The 16,760-nt window shown below is 64.5% G+C and carries 19 protein-coding genes and 1 pseudogene; 13 read left to right on the top strand and 7 right to left on the bottom strand.

What is annotated here, in order from left to right; genetic code table 11:
- Positions 1-256: 256 nt before the first annotated feature.
- On the top strand, positions 257-835 hold the full coding sequence (locus tag ITJ59_RS15485) for a sigma-70 family RNA polymerase sigma factor (RefSeq protein ID WP_323749520.1): 579 nt from the start codon (positions 257-259) through the stop codon (positions 833-835).
- A complete protein-coding gene (locus ITJ59_RS15480; protein ID WP_194652168.1) occupies positions 801-1,838 on the top strand; it encodes a CU044_5270 family protein in 1,038 nt (345 codons plus the stop codon). Before ITJ59_RS15485 ends, ITJ59_RS15480 begins: the two co-directional genes overlap by 35 nt.
- A 767-nt stretch (positions 1,839-2,605) precedes the next feature.
- On the opposite strand, the gene ITJ59_RS15475 is transcribed toward ITJ59_RS15480, so the two are convergent.
- Positions 2,606-2,914, bottom strand: a complete 309-nt coding sequence (locus tag ITJ59_RS15475) for a DUF4190 domain-containing protein (RefSeq protein WP_194652167.1) — start codon at positions 2,912-2,914, stop codon at positions 2,606-2,608.
- A 155-nt stretch (positions 2,915-3,069) separates the two neighbouring features.
- Between ITJ59_RS15475 and ITJ59_RS15470 the strand changes: the two genes are divergently transcribed.
- Together ITJ59_RS15470 and ITJ59_RS15465 are read left to right on the top strand one after the other, a co-directional pair.
- Complete coding sequence (locus ITJ59_RS15470) at positions 3,070-3,405, top strand: histone-like nucleoid-structuring protein Lsr2 (protein WP_194652166.1); 336 nt, start codon at positions 3,070-3,072, stop codon at positions 3,403-3,405.
- A gap of 195 nt (positions 3,406-3,600) precedes the next feature.
- A complete protein-coding gene (locus ITJ59_RS15465) occupies positions 3,601-4,755 on the top strand; it encodes an IS30 family transposase (RefSeq protein WP_228511650.1) in 1,155 nt (384 codons plus the stop codon).
- On the opposite strand, the gene ITJ59_RS15460 is transcribed toward ITJ59_RS15465, so the two are convergent.
- A complete protein-coding gene (locus ITJ59_RS15460; RefSeq protein ID WP_323749524.1) occupies positions 4,738-5,115 on the bottom strand; it encodes a GNAT family N-acetyltransferase in 378 nt (125 codons plus the stop codon). The genes ITJ59_RS15465 and ITJ59_RS15460 overlap by 18 nt on opposite strands.
- On the opposite strand from ITJ59_RS15460, the gene ITJ59_RS19225 reads away from it, so the two are divergent.
- The 4 genes from ITJ59_RS19225 to ITJ59_RS15445 all read left to right on the top strand — a co-directional run bounded on the left by ITJ59_RS19225 (position 5,035) and on the right by ITJ59_RS15445 (position 8,499).
- The gene (locus ITJ59_RS19225; protein ID WP_228511653.1) at positions 5,035-5,295 is read left to right on the top strand and encodes a hypothetical protein; all 261 of its coding nucleotides are present in this window, start codon (positions 5,035-5,037) and stop codon (positions 5,293-5,295) included. The two genes, ITJ59_RS15460 and ITJ59_RS19225, sit on opposite strands and share 81 nt — an antisense overlap.
- A 118-nt stretch (positions 5,296-5,413) precedes the next feature.
- Positions 5,414-5,674, top strand: a complete 261-nt coding sequence (locus tag ITJ59_RS15455; protein ID WP_194652165.1) for a hypothetical protein — start codon at positions 5,414-5,416, stop codon at positions 5,672-5,674.
- A gap of 299 nt (positions 5,675-5,973) precedes the next feature.
- Complete coding sequence (locus tag ITJ59_RS15450; RefSeq protein ID WP_194652164.1) at positions 5,974-6,561, top strand: hypothetical protein; 588 nt, start codon at positions 5,974-5,976, stop codon at positions 6,559-6,561.
- A 117-nt stretch (positions 6,562-6,678) separates the two neighbouring features.
- The gene (locus tag ITJ59_RS15445; RefSeq protein WP_194652163.1) at positions 6,679-8,499 is read left to right on the top strand and encodes a DUF4209 domain-containing protein; all 1,821 of its coding nucleotides are present in this window, start codon (positions 6,679-6,681) and stop codon (positions 8,497-8,499) included.
- Between the two features lie 213 nt (positions 8,500-8,712).
- On the opposite strand, the gene ITJ59_RS15440 is transcribed toward ITJ59_RS15445, so the two are convergent.
- Complete coding sequence (locus ITJ59_RS15440) at positions 8,713-8,904, bottom strand: hypothetical protein (RefSeq protein WP_194652162.1); 192 nt, start codon at positions 8,902-8,904, stop codon at positions 8,713-8,715.
- 198 nt (positions 8,905-9,102) lie between these two features.
- Between ITJ59_RS15440 and ITJ59_RS15435 the strand changes: the two genes are divergently transcribed.
- Both ITJ59_RS15435 and ITJ59_RS15430 read left to right on the top strand, forming a co-directional pair.
- Positions 9,103-9,291 (top strand): hypothetical protein, encoded by a 189-nt coding sequence (locus ITJ59_RS15435; RefSeq protein ID WP_194652161.1) that lies wholly within the window; start codon positions 9,103-9,105, stop codon positions 9,289-9,291.
- A 37-nt stretch (positions 9,292-9,328) separates the two neighbouring features.
- On the top strand, positions 9,329-9,613 hold the full coding sequence (locus ITJ59_RS15430) for a hypothetical protein (protein ID WP_194652160.1): 285 nt from the start codon (positions 9,329-9,331) through the stop codon (positions 9,611-9,613).
- Between the two features lie 95 nt (positions 9,614-9,708).
- On the opposite strand, the gene istB is transcribed toward ITJ59_RS15430, so the two are convergent.
- On the bottom strand, positions 9,709-10,521 hold the full coding sequence (istB, locus tag ITJ59_RS15425; protein ID WP_134196241.1) for an IS21-like element helper ATPase IstB: 813 nt from the start codon (positions 10,519-10,521) through the stop codon (positions 9,709-9,711).
- Positions 10,518-11,771, bottom strand: a complete 1,254-nt coding sequence (gene istA, locus ITJ59_RS15420) for an IS21 family transposase (RefSeq protein ID WP_323749523.1) — start codon at positions 11,769-11,771, stop codon at positions 10,518-10,520. Before istA ends, istB begins: the two co-directional genes overlap by 4 nt.
- Before the next feature lie 55 nt (positions 11,772-11,826).
- Here istA and ITJ59_RS15415 point away from each other — a divergent pair.
- Positions 11,827-12,468 (top strand): annotated as a pseudogene (locus ITJ59_RS15415) (IS3 family transposase); the annotation flags it as partial.
- A 330-nt stretch (positions 12,469-12,798) separates the two neighbouring features.
- On the opposite strand, the gene ITJ59_RS15410 reads toward ITJ59_RS15415, so the two are convergent.
- Both ITJ59_RS15410 and ITJ59_RS15405 read right to left on the bottom strand, forming a co-directional pair.
- A complete protein-coding gene (locus ITJ59_RS15410) occupies positions 12,799-13,368 on the bottom strand; it encodes a hypothetical protein (protein WP_194652158.1) in 570 nt (189 codons plus the stop codon).
- 426 nt (positions 13,369-13,794) lie between these two features.
- Entirely contained in the window at positions 13,795-14,463 is a 669-nt protein-coding gene (locus ITJ59_RS15405; RefSeq protein ID WP_194652157.1) for a hypothetical protein, read from the bottom strand.
- Between the two features lie 62 nt (positions 14,464-14,525).
- Between ITJ59_RS15405 and ITJ59_RS15400 the strand changes: the two genes are divergently transcribed.
- Together ITJ59_RS15400 and ITJ59_RS15395 are read left to right on the top strand one after the other, a co-directional pair.
- The gene (locus tag ITJ59_RS15400) at positions 14,526-14,759 is read left to right on the top strand and encodes a helix-turn-helix domain-containing protein (protein ID WP_194652156.1); all 234 of its coding nucleotides are present in this window, start codon (positions 14,526-14,528) and stop codon (positions 14,757-14,759) included.
- A 324-nt stretch (positions 14,760-15,083) separates the two neighbouring features.
- Positions 15,084-16,571 (top strand): metallophosphoesterase family protein, encoded by a 1,488-nt coding sequence (locus tag ITJ59_RS15395; RefSeq protein WP_194652155.1) that lies wholly within the window; start codon positions 15,084-15,086, stop codon positions 16,569-16,571.
- Positions 16,572-16,760 lie beyond the last annotated feature (189 nt).

Below are 16,760 nucleotides of genomic sequence, written 5' to 3'. Positions count from 1 at the left end.
AGCGTTCCGCGAGGGCGCGCTCCTACCCAGTCCTGGCACCGAGGTCGTCGGCCCACGCTTCCGAGACTGGAGCACCGGTCACTGATTCTCGACGACGGCAAGGGAAGGGGGCGGGTGCTTTGGGTATAGCCCTTGTGAATTGCTACGCGGAGGAGGGTCTTGCGACGCACTGTTATCGAGCGCATCATGCGAGTAGAGGTCGTCATGCTGATCGATCGGTCGTGAACTTGTTGGCGCTCGGCGAGCAATATCTGGTGTGAGCACCGACAGCGACATCATCCGGCAGGCAGTGGACGTGCCCGCCGTGTTTGCGCAGCTGTACGACCGGCACGCTCGGCCGATTCACCGCTACGCCGCACGCCGGGCCGGCCCGGACGTCGCGGATGACCTGTTGTCCGAGACCTTCACCGTGGCGTTCGAGCGCCGTGGGGACTACGACTTCGGCCGGCCGGACGCCCTCCCGTGGCTGTACGGCATCGTCTCGACACTGCTGAAACGGCACCGCCGAGTCGAGGCGAGAGCGTGGCTCAGCGTGCGACCGGACCCGACGGCGCTGGTCACCGAGCACCACCACGAAGCACTCGAGGCGGTGTTCGAGGTGCGGCAGCTTGGGACAGCTCTGCGTCGGATGCCGGCTAGGGACCGTGATGCGCTGCTGCTCTACGCCTGGGGTGACCTCGACTACGAGGGCGTCGCTCAGGCATTGGACGTTCCCGTCGGGACCGTCCGCTCACGACTGAACCGGGCGCGCAGAATGCTGCGTGCTGCTGCTGGCCGGACCCCGGCCGAGGAGGTGGACCATGGACGAGCTGACACGACTCCGATCCGTCCGTAACGACGTCGAACCGGCGTCGCCCGAGACCCTGGCCCGTGGCCGCGACATCCTGCTCACGCACATCGCTGCTGCGGGGGAGCGGCCCGGCGCGACGTCACCGCGGAGCACCACGACCCGCCGCATCGGCTGGTTCGGTACCGGCTCGCTCGTCGCGGCAGGGGTCGCTGCGGCGCTCGTGGCCGGCAACGTCCTCGGGGTCGCCGGACTCCACGGCGGCGCGGACCCGGCCGCCGCCGCGGTCCTCAACGCCGCCGCCCTCGAGACGGTCAAAACCTCGGACCCGGCGGTCGGGACTGGGCAGTACCTCGAGGTCGCGACACACGCCGCGTACGCGTACGTCAGCAACGCCGACGACGGAAGCCGCCGCGTGTACCTCTCATCGCAGAACGGGCAGATGTACGTCCCGTCTGACACCGACGACGAGTGGGTGTGGGTGCGCGATGCGCAGCGTCCGATCAAGATGTTCGGCCCGGAGTCCGCACGTGCCGCAGCCGAGGCGAACCCGGCACCTGCCGAGTACCTCCGGGCTGCTGGCGGGGCGTTCTACGACAGCCCGGCGGTCGTCTCGCCCACGATGCTCAGCGACCTGCCGCGCAACCCGCAGGCGCTGCTCGACCGCATCCGCGCCGTGACGAAGGGACAGGGGAACTCCCCGGACTCCGAGGCGCTCGTCTGGATCGCCGACACTCTGCGAAGCGGCATCGTCCCCGCGGACCTCCGGGCGGCGATGTTCCGCGCCGCGGCATTGATCCCGGACATCGAGATCACAGATCGCGCGGCGAACCTCGACGGGCGAACCGGCATAGCGATCGGGCACACGTTCCGCGAGGGCGATGTCCAGGAGATCGTTATCGACCCCGACACGGGGCGTCTTATCGGTGAGCGCGAGGTCGTTACCGGGAAGGGCGCCGAGGAGTGGAACGTCCCGGACGGTACCGCGATCGGTTGGACCGCCGTCACGACAACGGTCGTCGACGCCGCCCCGGCGGGACTGGGCAAGTGAGGGCCGCGGAGGTTGGCACGGACACCGTCCCAATGGACGTGGTGGACTTGCCGACTACACGCTGGGTCGACGTGAGCTGGGCTCTCACCCCGACGGAACCGACGGGCTGAACCGCACCGGTCATCTAACGCCTCGCTTCGTGGCAGGCCACCGTCGGACCCGATACCCCGATCGCCTGGAGCCACAGCACCGACAGGCGCTGTGGCTCCGGCGGACCGGCTGATTTCACCACTCGACGCAAGGCTCCCCGCTTACTCCTCCACACCTCGCTTACACCCCCGCCAAGATATTCCGAGAAGAACTATTATCGGAACTGACCGGCTGGTCGCATGTGGCCGGATTGGGCTCAGCGGTCGCCGCACGGCCGGTGTGCGCGTGCGTGTCTGCGGGGGTTTGGGGCGTGGTGGGGGTGGACTGTGCGCATGTCGCCTCGTGTCCCGCAGCTCCCGTCGACGGTGTCGGTGCATGGGCACCGGCTGCAGCTCGAGCTGGTGCCGTCGCAGATAGCGCGGAAGACATGGCATGTCACTGAGCTGCTCGGCGCGCACTTGGTGGGGCAGCCACCGTTGCATTACGAGGGCGGCACGTTCAGCACGGACACCTCAACGGGCACGATCACTGATGCTGACTGGGGTGTCGTGCTGATGCGGGCGTTCGGGCGCAGCTGGTCACCGCCGAAGTAATCCGCCCGCAGAACAGCTCACCGTCACGTCGGGGGAGCCTGGCGTAGCGGTGAGCTGTTGTGGGGTCTTGCTGATGTTGTCGGTTCAGTAGCTGTAGGACGGTGCGTTCGCGGCGGCGGCGAAAAGGATGATCCCGAAGACGATGGACAGCACGATCGACAGGGCGCTGATGATGATGCCGGCGAGAGCGAGCCCGCGGCCGCGTTCACCGGTGCGCTTGATCTGCGTGAGCGCGATGATCGACACGACGAGGCCGCCAATACTGATCACGAACGCGAGGATGAAGCCGACGATCGCGAGGACGCTGTACCGGTCCGATTGCGCGGGGGCCTGCTGGTAGGGCTGGGCGTTGCTGTTGTAGGGGTTGGGGTGGGAGGGCGTGGCGTCGCTCATCGCGTCGCGTCCTTTCATGATGGGATTTCCACGAGCTTCACCGTCTGAGAACGGCGGAATGTCGAGGGCGCAGGGTCGTGCGCGAGTCATAGCATGGCGGTTCTGTGGCTGTCGTGCACATCGTGTTTTCGCACCGGAGTGCTACACAAGAGGGCATGGCACAGAAAGTCACCACTCACCTCATTGACGACCTCACCGGCGACATCATCGAGCACGGCGGGAAGAACGTCACGTTCTCGTTCGATGGCGGCCATTACGAGATCGATCTGTCCGACAACAACGTGGAGCAACTGCGCGAAGCGTTCTCGGACTACGTCGCGGCCGCTCGGAAAGTCTCAAGCCGCGGTGGCCGCGGATCCGGGACTGCGCAGCGCAGCAACCCGGACGAGCTGGCGAAGATCCGGGAATGGGCGGCAGTGAATGGCCACGAGGTGGCGCCGCGGGGCCGGATCAGTCAGGCCGTGAAGGACGCGTACGACGCCGCTCACTAGCAACGCCTGCTCTGCGCTGGTTACGCTCGCGTTGAGCTCAGTCACTGGGGCTCCGGCCGGGCTGTCACGACACTGACCGCCCGGCCGTTCCCAAGCACCATCGTGACAAGGTGTCGCCCGTCGATGGGCTGTCTCGGTAGCCGATCTTGGGTTCAGCCGGTCGTTGCAACACCACCGTGAATCGGAGTGCTGCAGATGGGATCGAGGCTGGAACACCGTGCTCGAGAGGCACGGTTCTGGGAGCTATTGAGACAGGGCCTCGGACGAACGGCGGCCTGTGATGCTGTCGGCGTGGACCGACGTCAGGGATACCGATGGGTCAAAGCAGCCGGCGGACGGAACCCGTTCGCGCACAAGCCCCGCTCGGACCGGTATCTGAGCCAGGAAGAGCGGCTCCAGATCGCGGACCTGCGCCTCAGCGGCGCGAGCGTGCGTGCGATCGCGAAAGCCCTCGGTAGGGCACCATCCACGATCAGCCGAGAGCTGACAAGGAACGCCGCGGCTGGCGGCAGCTACCGGCCGTACTCCGCCGAGAAGCAGTACCGGGCTCGTGCGCGGCGCCCGAAACCGCGGAAGCTGGACCGAGTCGAGCTTGCTCTGCAGGTCGAGCTGCGGTTGGTGCGGAACTGGTCCCCGGAGCGGATCCGTGATGACCTGGCCCGGACGTTCCCTGACCGGCCGGAGATGCACGTGTCGCACGAGACGATCTACCAGTCCCTGTTCGTGCAGGGCCGCGGTCACCTGCGCGCTGACCTGCACACACACCTCCGCACCGGCCGTGCGATCCGTCGGCATCGTGGTGAACCCCGGCGGGCGTCGTGGTCGAAGATCCGCGACATGATCCTGATCAGCGAACGCCCCGCTGAAGCCGACGATCGTGCCGTCGCCGGCCACTGGGAAGGGGACCTGATCGTCGGGATCAACGCCAGGAGCGCGATCGGCACCCTCGTTGAACGCACCACCCGGTACGTGATGCTGCTCCACCTCCCAAACGGACACAGCGCCGACGCGGTCCGTGACGCGATGATCCCCACCATCCAGACCCTTCCCGAGCATCTGCGTCGGTCGTTGACCTGGGATCAGGGCACCGAGCTTGCCCGACACAAAGACATCACCCTCGCCACGGACCTCGCGATCTACTTCTGCGACCCCCACAAACCCTGGCAGCGCGGCTCGAACGAAAACACCAACGGCCTACTCCGCCAGTACTTCCCCAAGTCCACCGACCTCACCGTCCACACCCCGGAACGGCTCCTCGAAGTCGCTGCCGAACTCAACAGCCGACCCCGCAAAACGCTCGGCTACCGCACCCCGGCAGAAGCATTCGAACAGCTACTGCTGTGTCCGTGAAAGGCCGCTGAGGTCGCGAGACCAGGCAACCTCACGTTCGAGTTGCCCCGTTGAGGTGAACAGACGAACCTGCTGCGTTTCGGGAAGGACTGACGCGAGCATGTCGCGGTCTGCGGGAGTGAAACCGAGCTTCTGCCAGAAGGGCCCCGACCGACGCGAGAACAACCATGCTCGCTCAGCGCCGGCGCGAGCGGCCTCCTCCAGCGCGTATCTCGCAAGCCGTGTTCCAGTCCCAGCCGCCCGCATCGATCCCGACACCGCGACGCTTCGAATCAAGGCATGACTGCCATCAGCGCTGAGCTCAAAACCGGTGCTGCCAACAATTCCGGAGTTGGCTCCGCGCTCGATCCAGATCCGCACAGCTGGCGAATCAAGCCCGGCGAGGGTCAGGTCAGCCTCGCGCAAGAACGCCCGCAGCTCGTCGACATCGGCGCTCGTCACAGGGAAGTAGGCCACGACTCATCATTGCGCGCCGACCGCTACTCTGAGGCCTCCACCACCGCCCGTTGCAACGACCACTTGAAACCACCGATCGTCTAACGAGACGTCGCCTGCTGCGCCAAACCTGCGGTTCGCTCATCGGAACGGATTTCAGTAGCTTGCAGACATGACAAGTAATTCGACCAATACGACTCCTGTTCGGCGCAGGAGCACTCTGGTGAGCGCGATCGTCGCTGTCGTCGCCCTCGTGCTGCTCGTGGTCCTGATGGTGCTGCTGTTTCCGGCCGACTCGGTGTGGGCGAAGGGTGCCGCCATCATCGCGGGTGTTCTGGTGCTGGGGAAAGAGATCTGCAGTGCGTTTGCCCGCGACGGGGGTTGGTACAACCTGGACAAGAAGAAGCTCGAGGACGGCGCGGCGCTCTGCTCCTTGTTCGCCGTCGTCTTCGGTGTGCCAGCAGTAGCAGCCGCCATCCTCTGAGAAACGTCGCCGGCAGCCACTACGCTCGCGTCATGAAACGACCCGCACCGAGGCCTGAGGGCTACGAACGATGCGGATCCTGCGGCGCACTGGTCCGGGTTGTCGTTGTGGAGGGGGTCGTTCGCGGGTTCGAGCGGCACAAGGTGCCATCAAGTCACCTCCGGTGCGAGAACGGCACACAGCCGGTCGCGAAGTCGAAGAAGAAGCCACGACGGGCGCACAAGGGGAAGTCGGTCCGGGCGCTGGGTGGCGGGCTTCCCGGGCTGGGGAAGCACAACTAGGAACCGGCGGAGAACTTCATGGTCGCGGAAAGTGATGTGCGCGCAATGGCGGAGCGGGCACAACTGACTTTGTCGGACGACGAGTTCGCCGGCATCGTACGGCTGGTGAACGAGACCGGAAACCTCGCGCCTGAGCCTGCTGTCGTCGAGCGGTTTGAGTCGGGGGCTCTGACTCCGGGGATGCTGACGTTCTTCCTTCCGAGGATGTGGCGGTACCGGCTCGGTGATTCCCCTGTCCCTGGCGAGGTGTGGCGCGCGATGTTCGAGTTCGCCGAGTACACCGAGGACATGGTCGTCCAGCGACGACGTCGCGGGACATGGGTGGCATTCCGGGGCGCGACGCAAGCGAACCGCGAAGGCTTGTCATGGTCTCTCGAGGTTGAGCAGGCTCGGTACTTTGCCCGTGATCGCCAGGCGCCGGGAGATCGCTCGGCGAGCGTGTGGGTCGCCCGCATCCCGAGCGATCGTGTGTACGCGCGCTACATGGGCGGGATCGAGAAAGAGCTCGTCGCCGATGTTCGCGGCCTGGACGTGCGTTCCCTCGAGGAATGCCGGTCCGACAGGCTCTCACTCTGGCGCCGCGTGCGCGGAATGGCTCGAGTCTGATCCGGGTCGCTACGCGGCTGCGCCCTGTCTCCGCTGCGCAGGCCATCGGCTATCGAGACGGTGAGGCTAAAGGCACAGGCGGGGAGGGCAGACGGCAGCTCATCGTATGCTGCGGCAATGAACGATGCTCCCGCGCACCCGTCTCTACAAGCGCTCGATCGAACGGCTTGGGCTTCAATTGACGCGCAAGAGGCCACTTTCCTTGAGCTCTGGAGCGGTTTCGGGGACCTCACACGCAAGGCGGAGGCGGCCGATGACGTCGAAGCTGCTGCAGCTTGCCGTCTTCTGGCCGGAATCTCCTCGCTCATAACAGCGAATGACCAGATGCACGACCCATATGCCCCAATGGCGCAGTTTCAGGGGCGAAGATCCTTTGTCCCCGATGACATGACCAACGTCGATCTAGATTTTATCGCAGAACTAATCCCTCGGGTGGCGAGCGCACGCCTAGTGGCCCGTTGCAATGACATCTTATGGATAAGAAGGCACGGCACTCAGCCGCATGAGGCGGGACGACGGGCTGTGATCAGCTGGCTTCGCGTGGGCATGGATACAGGTGAATCTTGGTACCTTGAGGACGAGGACAATTGGCCGCGGTACCTACACATAGCCCGTCAGCTCAAACTCAAGGAGGAGCTTCAAGCTGCATGCGATATGCTCAGCAAAGCATTCTGGGAAGCTGATGCTCGCCGGTCGCTAGACCTCGTTGATCTACTCCTCGACACTGGCCTGCCGGATCGGTCCGAATGGGCGCGGGTAGCGGAGCGGCTTACAACACTGGCCACCGACACCGATGGAGGTACGCTACGGCGTGAGCTATCTACTTACGCCGCCAAGCTGTATAAGAGGCTAGGGAACGCGGATGCCGAAGCAGCGGCGCAGTATGAGGTTGTCAAGTGGTGGATGGCCGAAGCGGACCGGAGGCTAAAGGGAAGCGCCCTTTCCGCTGTGGCTTTGTATCAATCGGCTTTGCAAAGTTTGAGATTGATCTCGAATAAACAGCGTGCGCGCCTTGATATTAGCGGACTTGCTTCTGACATCGCGAAGCTCATTAGGTCTTCTGGTGTCTCTGCATTAGACGAAATGCGTCCGATCACGGGCGGGAGCATTGACCTCCGGGCAGAGGCTGAGCAGGTTCAGGCGGCAGTTTCAGGCGAGGATGCCGCATACGCGACCCTCTTGCTCGTCGGCGCAGTGCCGTACGTGGTTGAGGGCGATGAACGTCGCGAGGCCGAGAAGCGTCTAGCTGAATCGGCAATTATGAGTATTGTCTCCACCCAGCATCTAGCTGCAGACGGGCGAGTCGTACATAATGCGGCTCCTGAGGAAGATGGGCCTTGGGGTGGATACTCGGGAAAACTCTGGGATGAGATGGTCCAAGTTTTCGATGACATCCATGTCCAGTGGGCTGTCAAGGGCCGCATTCTACCTGCACTCGAGGTACTCACGTTGGAGCACCGAATCCGAGTTCGTGACTGTGCAGTCGTGGCCCGATGTTCTCCTATTGTGCCGAGTGGGCGTGAGCAGACTGTGGCTCGCGCTCTAGCGGCAGGCTTCAACTACGACTTCACTGCTGCCCTGTATATGCTTACTCCCCAGATTGAACATATAGTTCGGTCTGCGCTCAATGAGTTGGGTATATCGACCACAACAATGGGGGATCGAGTGGAGCAGGAGATCGGGCTCAGTAGCCTGCTTGCGATCCCAGAAGTGGTCGAGGTATTTGGAACTGATATAGTTTTCGAGTTAAGGGCGTTATTCGGAGGGCCTATAGGGGCAAACATGCGGAACGCGGTTGCTCATGGTCTTCTGTCCGACGGAGAGGCGGTAAGTCTGCATGCGGTGTACGCATGGTGGTTCCTGCTGCGCCTCGTGTATATCCCCTACTGGAACGGTCTGAACCATGAGGGGCCTGATCACGGTGAATTTGATAGCTAGGAGTCGAGTGCTGCCTGTGCTGCGCTGTAGTTGGGGCACCGGTCGACGTCGTCTGCTGGGCAGTCCCACCCTAAAGATTCCGCGTGGACGCGCGCACCGTGGTAGCTGACCGCGTTGGGGCCGATCAGCGCAAGCTTTGCACTGCACTGGTAGCCGTCGCAGGTGAGCACGATCGCGGGGTGGATTACCATGCCGTCTCGTCTCTCGCCAGCGTCAGGCTTCGACGGTGATGCCGAGGCTGATCCATCCGTCGGGGCTCAGCGTGTTCGTCTTCGCGACGTCGTAACCGGTGAGATTCAGGCCGTCTATGGCGCGGGCACGGGCACGGGCGGTGCTCTGGTCGTCTGCTGGGCCATCAGCGGTGATGGTGTTCGTGGAGCGGATCGTGCCGCGGACGGCAGTCATGGATCCGTCTTCCCCGATCGCTCCCACACCGTGGACCACAGAGTGCGGGATGCGCGCTGCGCGCGTGCGCTCTGTCTGCGCTGCGCTGCGCAGGCCACTGGAGGGGTCAAGGCCGGTTCGTCGACGTTGGATGCAGCTGCTCGAGGTGGCGGGGTCGTGGTGGTTGGATGATCGGTTTGCCTGTCTAGCCTGTTGAGTGTGGACGATGAGCTCGAGCGGTTGCAGTGGCTGTCCGTTGACGAACTCGCGGCTACGCGGCGGAGTGCGATCCGCCGGCTGAATCGGCTTGACCGATCTGCGCCCGATGTGGCGCTGCGGGAGGCGGCGCTGCAGCGCACAATGCGGCTGATCGGTGAGGTGCAGGAGGGTCGCCGGCGGCAGCGCTGACACCGCTGGTGTCGGCGGCCACGTTCATCATCGGTGCATGCCCGAACACCGGTGGGCGCCGCCGAGCCACCCTGATCCGCCCGAGGATCAGCCGTTCGGTATCGATGCTCCGCCGGCGCCGGACCGAGTGTCCGGTTACCCGGCTGTGTGGGTGCAGGTGGAGTTCACGCGTTCGGGCCCGCAGACGTGCCCCGGCTTCGTGGAACAGACGGACGATGATGTGGTCTACGTGCAGCTCGTGCACATGGGTTTCGTCCACCACGTGTGGGTGCCGATGGACCGGCTCAAGAAGCGGTCCCTGCGGCCGCAGGCGCGTCACTGATGGGTGCACGCCGGCGAGGCCGCTGGTGTTGACGCCGAAGTAGAACGGACCCCTTTGTGCCGAACTGGGGCGGACCCCTTCTGGGGTTGTTGAGCTTAGTTGTTCTCGGTCTGGTTGATGAGGTCGCGGCGGCCGTGGGTGCGGTAGGAATCGCCGGAGAGGGTGAGGACCTCGGCATGGTGGACGAGGCGGTCGATCATGGCTGACGCGACGACGTCGTCGCCGAAGGTCTCGCCCCACCGGCTGAATGGCAGGTTGCTGGTGACCATGATCGATCCCTGTTCGTAGCGGGACGCGACGAGTTGGAAGAAGAGGTTCGCGGCGTCTTGGTCGAACGGGATGTAGCCGATCTCGTCGACGATGATCAGCTTGTAGCGGCGGATCTTCTTCAGCTCGGCCTCGAGCTGGCCCTTGTGGTGCGCGGCCGCGAGACGGGCGATCCAGTTGTTCGCGGTGTCGAACAGGACCGAGTAGCCGGCGTGGGCGGCTTTCACGCCGAGGCCGATCGCGAGATGGGTTTTCCCGAGTCCGGGCGGGCCGAGCAGGATCACGTTCTCCTGTTTCGCGATGAACGTCGACGTCGCCAGGTGCGCGAGGACGTCGCGTCGGAGCGATGGGAGGTGGTCGAGGTTGAAGTCCTCGATCGTTTTCACCTGCGGGAAGTGCGCGGTCCGGATCCGCATGATCGTGCCAGCGGACTCCCGGTCCGCGACCTGCCGCTCGAGGACCGCGGCGAGGTATTCCTCGTGCGCCCAGTTGCCGTCCCTGGCGCGATCGGCGAGGTCTTCCCAGACCCGTCCGATCGTCGGGGTCTTCAACGCTCGGGCGAGGTAGGCGAGCTTGGAAGCGACCTGCTCGCTGTTCTTCGGGATCGGTGCGTCGGTCTGCGTCGTGGTTTTGCTGGTCATCGTGCTTCTTTCGTCGTGGTATCGGTGGTGAAGTCGACGCCGAACAGGGCGTCGTAGTCGGACAGGGCTCGGATCTGGACCTGGTGCCCGTCCTGGTGCGAGCGGACCGTCGCGGGCTTCGGGGCCCGGTAGTGGGCGCGCAGGCGCGCTGCGACGACGACGTGCTCAGGGTCGGTGATCGTCTGTCCGGTGCGCAATGACCGATCGTGTCGTTCGGCAGGCTCGCCGCTGCAGGTGATGCGCACTTCGTCGAGTGCTGCGTGGACGTCGACGAACCGTCCGATGAAGCGCGGGTCGGCGGAGTAGTCGTTGCCGTCGACGCGGACGTAATAGTCCCTGGCGAGCCGGACCCGCGTCCGCAGCCCCGTGGTCGGCGCGACCGACGGGAGGGACTGCATCCCGGCGCGGTCGAGGGCGTCGAGCTCGACCGGGCGGGCTCCGATCGAGCGGACCTTCCGCTGGTTCGCCCGCTCGGTCAACCAGACACCCAGCTGGGCGTTGAAATCGTGGACGTTCTGGAAGAGCCGGCCGGGTAAGAACGACGTCTCGAGATACCGGTTCGCCCGCTCGACGACACCCTTGGTCTCGGGATCCCTCGCCGGCGCCAACCGCAGCTTCGTCGCGATCGTTCCCGTGAACGTCGCTGCGAGGACCGTCGGACGCCCCAGCCCTCCGATCGCAGCCTCCCGGTCCCAAAGCAGCGACTTCGGGATCCCGCCGAAACGTTGCAGCAGCATCCACATCCCCGCAGTGAGGTCCCCGCCCTGCCGCGACGGCAGCACGAGCGCCTCGATCCGCCGGGAGAACCCCGAGACCATCACCAGCACCGGCAAGATCCGGTCCTGCCCGTCACCGACAGGGATCCTGGTCTCGGGGAACCAGAGATCGCACTGGATCACTTCGCCCGATCTGAACGAGAGCCGGTCCGCCGGGTCCACGCCGAGATAGTCCGGCCGCAACTCCGACACACGTTCCCGCAGCAACGATGGCGAGAACGACCAACCCACCCGTTCCGCGATCACGGACGCCGGCATCCGCGGATGCTCTGCCAGCAGCGCCCGGATCTGCGGCACGAACGGATCGATCTTCGACCCGCGCGGCCCACGCGCACGATTCGGAGGCTCCTCACCCCGCAACGCCCGACGAACCGTGTTCCGGCCGATCCCGAGCTCCCGCGCGATCTGCTTGATCGGCACCTTGTCCGCTCGATGCAGCCGACGGATCTCTGCCCACGTGTCCACTGTGATCACTCTCCTAGCGTCAACCAGGGGGTCCATCCCAGTTCGGCGTCAGGGGGTCCGTTCTACTTCGGCATCAACACGTGTCTGGCGGTTGTGCTCGCAGCAGCGGCTCTGGTCACTGCACGCGAAGAAACGGGGCCTGACCCGGAAGGCCGGACCACCAGCGCATGACGATCGGGTGCGGAGGGCGTTCACCGCTCCGGATCTGGACAAGCTGTGGTTGACCGACATCACCGAGCACAACACGGGCGAGGGCAAGCTCTACCTCTGCGCTGTGAAGGACGCGTGCTCCCGCCGGATCGTGGGCTACTCCATCGACTCTCGGATGCGATCCTCGCTCGCCGTCGCGGCACTGCAGATGGCAATCTCTCGCCGCGACCCGCTCCACACCGTGGTTCATTCGGATCGCGGCAGCCAGTTCCGGTCCAAGAAGTTCGTTCGAGCGCTGTCGGATGCCGGACTGCTGGGGTCGATGGGCAGGGTCGGGGCGTGCGCGGACAACGCGGCAATGGAGTCGTTCTTCGCGCTGCTGCAGAAGAACGTCCTCAACCGGCACCGATGGACTTCTCGTGAGCAACTGCGGCTCGCGATCGTGCACTGGATCGAGGGCACCTACCACCGAAAGCGCCGACAGCGCGGTCTCGGGAAGTTGACGCCCATCGAGTACGAAGCAATCATCAACCCACAGGCAGCACTCGCGGCCTAAACCAACGAGTCAACCCAACCTGCAGCAGTCCCTTGCTCGGATCGCACACACGTCCGTCCGATAGCCGATCGGCGGTTTCAAGGGGGCGTTGCAACGGGTGGTTGTTTCGGGTCCGAAAGTAGCTGCTCGAATGCTTCTCAACGTTCTACGGCGGCCCTGGTCGTTGCCGGGGCCGTCCTGCTGGTGGCCGGTATCGCGATGGCCATAGTTGGCTTCCGCGACACCGGCGCGTTCCTCGGCGTGATGGGATCGATCGCCGCCGTGTGCGGTGTCGCCGCATTGGTGATGGCGTTCCGAGGAAAGACAGCCCGCTGACCAATCTCCCTCCGCTTAGGAACCGTGCGGTGGGGGTTCCTCGTTTGCATCGCGGTGGTAGTTGCACCAGAACTGCGCCGAGGTGGCTGCGATGAGACTACGCACGATGGGCCGGTCCCGGAAAAATCGAACGAGCAGCCACGCGGCCACCCCGGTAATGATGATCACCGGTGGGACGTGGTTCCACCAGGCTGCTGAACCGACGGGGTTGGAGGAGATGAACACACCCGCGAGCTGCAGTAGTGCGATCCCGACCGCGACCCAGGCGGCCGGCAAACTATCCAGGTACTGCTCGAGGGTGGGTCGCCAAATGTGTTCCGGGACAGAGTCGGGGACGTGCCGGTCCCGGATCCACTGGCGGAGCTGCTGCTGTCGTTGCCGTTGTCCGCCGGAACCCACCGCGAGGATGAGGCCCATGCCGAGCAACGCTGAGGCAGCAGTGCCGATACCAGTAGTGCGCTCGTCGAGACCCCGCTGGTACGAGAACGCAACCCAGAGGCCCATGAAAAGGACGACGGGCCAGAACTCGCGGACGCGTAGGTCAGCAAAAAGCCCCGATCGCGACTTCAACTCATCACGGCGCACGTGTGCATCTTAAAGCCGACCACACGCAGCGCCATCGGGTCGCAGAGAGGCCACCGCTACCGCGCGGATTGGGCACCCACTCGATACTCGCGAGCCGCGATATCGGAACTCATGGTGTCGCTTCGACCCCCTTATAGGGGGTGCGGTGCTGACAGAAGCTCCGTAGTTTCGTGTGGAGTTGCACAGTACAGCCATGGGGGCTGTGCGATGGTTCGACGTCTTGAGGGGTTCTACGCGTGTTCGCTGCGTCGCTGTCTGGTCGTGTTCGTGGGGTCGTCCTGGCGGTGGTGACGTCTCTTGGGTAGCAGGAAAACGCGCGAATGCCGGACGATGTGTCGCCGAGTGGCGAGTAATCGAACTCCAATACGAAAATTATTCGAAGCGTGCTAAGGGGCAGAGTTCGTCGGGGTGCGGACTGCGTCGGCCTCATCCCGCGAGACGCCTGGTGAACAGCAGGGGCGTCGCGTAGTCGCTGTTTCCAGTGAGGAAGCGAAGGAGAATCGCCATCACTGGCCAGGGCGAGTTCCCCTGGGCGATCCATTCAGCGGGCGTCGTCTCCCTTCCCGCGGCGTCCTTCAGCGCGGATGACTCCGTGGTCATCAGGCGGCGCACGAGCGATGGGCTGGCGCTGTCGGGGATGGCCGCCACGACGGCGCTGAGTGGTCCTCCGAGCAGTCGGATCGGGTCTTCTGATGAGTCTCGCACGAGCTGCCAGGTCGGAACTCTCGGGCCGCGACCAGCGTTGTAGGTCCAAACGCGACCGTCGTTGATGAGCTGCACGAGCTGCGGACGGCCAACGTTGAGCAGCCGTGCGCAGTCGTCGACGTTGAGGTCAGTCACGACGTCGATAGCTGTCATGCGGCAGATGACAGCGAGGAGATCTCGGTGTCGAAGCTGTCGATTGTCGAGCGCTGAGGAGTCGCAGGCGCCCAGCCACTCCAGAGCCAGGTATCGGGTCATCGGAGCGAGTCGGCTGGGCTCTGCCATGAGTTCGAGCATCGCGGCGAGGTCGTGCAGTGTTTCGTCTGGCGCGTCGCTCAATCTGGCCAGGGCGGCCCGGAGGCGTTCGTACTCGGGTGTCGGCTCTGTTGTCATGCGCTCAAAATAGTATCGTCGGCGATACTGTGCTAGCGAGGTAGCGCTGACAGGTTTGTCCGGTGCCGCTTTTGTCCTCGCCGAACGTCGAGGCGATGCGTCTCGAGTTCGCTCGGCGGCGCATCGAGTCCAAGCTGTCGTTCGACGAGATCGCCCGACGCAGCGGCGTGAGTCGGCCGACGGTTTTCAGAGTTGCGTCTGGACAGCAGCGGGGATCGCTCGAGACCTGGTTTGCCATGGCAGCGGCGATCAGGGTTCCGTTCTCGGTGCTCGCGGAGCGTCTCGAAGATGAGTGACGCGCGGCCTTGCGTGCCGAGGCAGAGAGCTTGGCCAGCGCTACCAGCTGAGGATGTCAAGCAAACGTAACGCTGCGATGCCGCGAGCTGACTACGCATTGCAGGGACTGTCCTCAGAGTTCCAGCTCGTGACACGAGGTGTGGTGGGGCGGCTCGTAGATTTGCCGTGTGTCCCCCCACGAAGAGATGGCTGCTCTGCAGCGGTCCGTCGGCCCGTCTCCGTTGTTGCCGACAGGATCCCGGGGGGAGCACGCCCGCAGGTTGACGTCTGCGGACCGGAAAATCTGGCCGACGCCCTCGCGGGGGCCGTCCCATGACTTCACATTGGCGGGGGAGCAGTACGTTGCGATCGCTGGCGACTGGGAGTCGAACTACGCGGCCGTGGCGGCAATTCTCGAGGTCATCAGGCAGGACTGCGCTGAAGCACGAACGATCTTGCAATTGGGCGACCTTCGCTTCGAAGCGCCCATCCGGGTCAACGGAAAGATGCGGTCGCGTCCTTTTCTCCGGGATCTCGATTCGCTCCTCCGCCTCCACGGCATCGATCGGCTCCTCTTGACGCCGGGAAACCATGACTGGTGGGACCAGCTCCATGCTGAGTTCGCTCGTCATCCTGGGCGTCCGTACCGGATCGCGGATCGAGTCTGGGCCCTGCCGAGAGGGTTCCGATTCAGGATCGGGGCAACTGAATTTATGTCGTTCGGCGGTGCTGCGTCTCTCGACAAGGGGCCGGGAAGAAGCGGTTGGAGTCGATACGAAGCGCCCACACAGTCGGAGGTGCTCGAGGCGGCAAAGAGAGGACGCGTGGATGTCCTCCTGACACACGAGCCGCCCGACGCTGGCACCACCGCTGTAGAAGCCGTCACGAGGCAAGCGAACGGGTGGTCCGCCGAGCGGCGGACCGCGTCGGCATCGTCACGGGGACTGATAACGGAACTGGTTGCTGCGGTCGAGCCACACTTGACCGTTCACGGGCACATGCACGTTCCGGGAGAAGCTCACAAACCGTTGCGAAGGTCCATCTACGGTTTGAGCGTCGCGGGGACCCCCGGCAACGTCGGCATGCTCAACGTCATGACTCGACGCTTCAGTTGGTTACCGGCTCGGCCCGCCCAGCTGTCATCCGACCATGCGGCAATCCAAAAGGGCCGAACGAGTAGGACCGAGACCGAGACCGAGACCGAGACCGAGACCGAGACCATTGTTCGTCGGTCGGCAGGTCGAGCCGCTCGAGTCGGGACCCTGAACCGGATCGGCGCCCTCCTGTCGACATACGGTATGGACATCGACGCGTTCGCAAACGCGATCGAAGAAGCGCTCCGGCTTGAGGGCGCTCCGCAAAGCACGGCAATCGTGCCCTACGTTTCGGGGGTGGAGGTTCCCTGCATAAGCGCGGCAGCGGCAGAGGTTGCCGCAGGTTCCTTACAGACTGGTGTTGTAATAAACCTTGCCGACCTCGTTGGCGCTAGTGACTCGGTCTCGCACGCGGCCGAGAAACTGGGCCTCTCCGTCAAGACGCTCATCCAGCTGGCCGACGCTGGCCAGGTCCTCACGATCGACGTCGGCGGCGAACGAAGAATGCCCGTCTGGCAGTACACAGATGATTCGCCACCCCGACTCCTTCCGCATCTCGGTGAAGTTCTCGCTGCCGCCCGAGAAGGCGGTCTGGCCGCGTCTTCGATCGCCGGTGTCATGGCCCATCCGCAACGGACGCTCGAGACATCCACCGTCCTCACGCCACGCCTGTGGCTCATAAGCGGGCAGCCGCCTGATCGCGTAGTCGGCATCCTGCAGCGACGGCGTTTTCTGTGATCGGCGACCGGGGACTGTTCGCCCTTCGTGTCAGCGAACATGACCGACGAGTCTTGACCGCCGCGGGGATTCGCACCGGGAGCTTGCCAGATGAGTTCGTCCTCGCCGCAGCACTTGCAGCCGCAGCGCGCGTCATTGCAAAAGACTTACAGCGCTCAAAACGCCGCCTCGCACCGAGAACCGGATGGC

It is taken from the genome of Curtobacterium sp. VKM Ac-1393 (genome assembly GCF_015350995.1).
GTDB lineage: Bacteria > Actinomycetota > Actinomycetes > Actinomycetales > Microbacteriaceae > Curtobacterium.
Note: the sequence above shows the minus strand (reverse complement) of the source record. Positions and strands in the feature narration are given on the sequence as shown.